The sequence below is a fragment of the Mesorhizobium sp. WSM4840 genome (genome assembly GCF_055811755.1).
The window spans coordinates 1-3,095 of sequence record NZ_JBVVQD010000081.1 but is presented as its reverse complement, the minus strand read 5'-3'; the positions used below and the strand labels follow the sequence as shown (position 1 = coordinate 3,095).

Below are 3,095 nucleotides of genomic sequence, written 5' to 3'. Positions count from 1 at the left end.
CGGCAGCGAACCGCCGTCCTCCAAAGGTAATGCGCCGTCCTCCGACCGAAGTTACCTTTTGCGTTCAGGGAGTAATGCCCGCCCCTTGCGGGGTGCCCCTGTCCGTCTCTTGCTTCTCGCCGCTCTCAAGGACGCCGGCTCGCAGCCACAGCCCGATGAGCCGTAGGATACGAGGATCAGCGATCCTATGCGCCACCATCCGCAGCAGCCACTCGTGGTCGACCGAGTCGAAGAAGCTGCGAATGTCGGCATCGAGCACCCAGTTCACGCGCTGGCTCATGATCGCCGTATGCAGGGCATCAAGCGCCATGTGGGGGCTCCGCCCCGGCCGGAAGCCGTAGGAGAACCCCAGGAAGTCGGCCTCGTAGACAGCACTCAGCACCTCGGCCACCGCGCTTTGGACGATCTTGTCTTCCAGCGCCGGCACCCCGAGAGGCCGTTTACCGCCATCGGCTTTGGGAATGTAGACCCGCCGCACCGGCTGTGGCCGGTAGCGACCGGTGTGGACCCGTTCGCAGAGATCGCGGAGGTTACCCTCCAGTCTCTCTTCGTACTTCGCCACGGTTATCCCATCGACCCCAGCACTCGCCTGCCGCTTTTGTCGCCGGAACGCCCGATACAGGGCGGCCTCGTCGACATGATGCAGCAGGGCCGTAAACCGGGTTTGGGCAGCCTGCTTGGCCGCCGCGTTCACCCGCTCGAGGTTCGGCGGCAAGGCAACCCGGCTCTGTGTCCGGACCTTGGCTTCCTCGCGCAGGCTCCCCTCAGGCTGGTCCCTTCCCTCCACGCGTCTCGTTTCCTTCGACGGCTTCACCGGTACTATGAACCAGTCCGACTCCCGACCTCAGCTCGGACAGCAGCTCTGGCAGTACCTTGCCGCTGTCCCCCGCTGGAGACCATTCCAGCGGACCCGGTCGGGCCTCTCATGTTCCGATAATTACCTTCCATGCGTGATCCGGCCATCGACCCCGGCGGAGCGGCATCGTCTCGCGTAACGACGATGCTCATATTGCCTTCGTGACTAGGGAACACACTCGGCCTCCGCGAACATCCACCTTTCGAGGCTCATTCCCGCACCCCGCATGGCTCCTGTCTACACTTCAGACCCCGCGTTACCGCGACGCCCGCAAGACTCGGTCCCGGCTTGCCCGCTACGGCTTTGGCCGGATGGGACTTGCACCCACAAGCAATCATCAGCTTGGCATGACGTACTCCCCACAGGTGGTGTAGCTCGGCGGTAGCGAAGCCGCTCGCGAGCGCGCCCTCGATAGCGCTGTAGCGAGCGAGCGGCTTTGCGGTGGTCATCGACAGTTCGCCGGTAAGGTCGGGTTGCTGACACCACCTGATTCGGAGGCCATCGATGACCGACGACATGATGAAGCTGCGCGCGCTCGTGGAGAAGACTCCGGATTCCGATCTCTTGCGCGAGATGATTGGCTTTGCCGCCGAGCGGCTGATGGAGCTGGAGGTTGGCGCCGCCACCGGCGCCGCCTATGGCGAGAAGAACCCGTTGCGCACGGCCCAGCGCAACGGCTATCGCGAGCGCGACTGGGAGACGCGCGCCGGCACCGTCGAACTGCGCATCCCCAAGCTCAGGAAGGGCTCCTATTTCCCCGGTTTCCTAGAACCGCGCCGCATGGCCGAGAAGGCGCTGACCGCCGTCATCCAGGAGGCCTACGTCCAGGGTATCTCGACGCGCTCGGTCGACGACCTGGTCAAGGCGATGGGCATGAGCGGCATCTCCAAGAGCCAGGTCAGCCGGTTGTGCGAGGAGATCGACGGCAAGGTGAAGGCCTTCCTCGACCGGCCGATCGAGGGCGACTGGCCATACCTGTGGATCGACGGTGCGCCGTGAAGGCGCGGGAGGTGAACATGAGTTAGCGATCATCTCTCGAGTTTGCTGATTTCCGACCGGCGGCTGCAATGCCGCCCTGACCGCAGGAGCAGCGGATGGAAGGGGGTCGAGAAGCTCAACCGGGCGTCGCCGGTTGGGTGACATAAGCAGATCGGCCTTAACTGTACCGGATGCGGGCCATTGACCGCAGGCCGGGCTACCGCAGTGCCTATGGCGAGACAACGAAGTGAGCGACTGAAGCCTCGTAACACAGATATGCCTCTGAATCGCGCAATGGCGTGGAGGCACCGACAGCGATCAGAAGCGGTAAGGCTCGTCTATCCTTACTGCTGGGCGCAGCGATTGCGTCCGGGATGGGAGCCGCTCCTTGACCCATTCACCGTATCGCGCGGGGTAGAGCTCATCGCCTAAGGGCACCAAGGTTGGAGATCGGAACACGGGAACTTGGATCGTCTGCCCAGTACGGAACTGGGCTCGCCGCGACGGCCGGAGATGGACGACACCAAGGGCGGAGCTTCCGTAGTAGTCGGAGTGCGGGAAAGCCGCGCACAAGGCGAAGGGAAGCAGGAAGATGGTAGACTTGTACGACGGAGGAGTGATCTGTGGACATGGATCACTGGGCCGACGAGGCCTGGGTACTCGGCGTTCAACGCAAACTCTATCAGTGGAGTAAGGCAAATTCCGAAGACGCGTGGCGAGACATGTGGGGTTGGGTTACCGACCTGCGTATGCTGCGTCACGCCTGGCGACGCGTAGCCTCGAACCGAGGCGGACGCACAGCCGGGATCGACGGGATGACCGTGGGGCGCATCCGGCAGAAGGGTGAGCATCGCTTCCTCGAAGGGCTTCAGGCAGAATTGCGCTCCGGCGCATATCGGCCCAGCCCTGCGCGGCGCAAGCTCATCCCCAAGGCCGGTAAACCGGGGCAATTCCGGCCCTTGGGCATTCCCACGATCAAGGATCGCGTCGTCCAAGGCGCGGTCAAAACACTTCTGGAGCCGATCTTCGAGGCGCAGTTCTGGCACGTCTCCTACGGGTTCAGGCCCGGACGGAGCACGCATGGCGCCTTGGAGTATATCCGTCGAGCTGCCTTGCCGCAGAAGCGCGACAAGGACAGGCGGCGGAGCCGGATGCCGTACCCTTGGGTTATTGAGGGGGACATTAAGGGCTGCTTGGAACCATTGTCATAATACCCCCTGGTTCATGAGTTGTATTCGAAGAGGGTGGGAATGTTGTCTAT

The 3,095-nt window shown here is 63.2% G+C and carries 2 protein-coding genes and 1 pseudogene; 2 read left to right on the top strand and 1 reads right to left on the bottom strand.

From position 1 onward, the window contains the following. Window positions 1-64: 64 nt before the first annotated feature. A complete protein-coding gene (locus tag AC0L3I_RS36680) occupies window positions 65-787 on the bottom strand; it encodes a reverse transcriptase domain-containing protein (protein ID WP_473530198.1) in 723 nt (240 codons plus the stop codon). A 573-nt stretch (window positions 788-1,360) separates the two neighbouring features. Here AC0L3I_RS36680 and AC0L3I_RS36675 point away from each other — a divergent pair. Next, window positions 1,361-1,843 (top strand): annotated as a pseudogene (locus tag AC0L3I_RS36675) (transposase); the annotation flags it as partial. Between the two features lie 620 nt (window positions 1,844-2,463). Continuing rightward, window positions 2,464-3,045 carry a reverse transcriptase domain-containing protein gene (locus tag AC0L3I_RS36670; RefSeq protein WP_473530197.1) on the top strand — a complete coding sequence of 194 codons (582 nt, stop codon included), beginning with the start codon at window positions 2,464-2,466 and terminating at the stop codon, window positions 3,043-3,045. The last annotated feature ends 50 nt before the right edge of the window (window positions 3,046-3,095 follow it).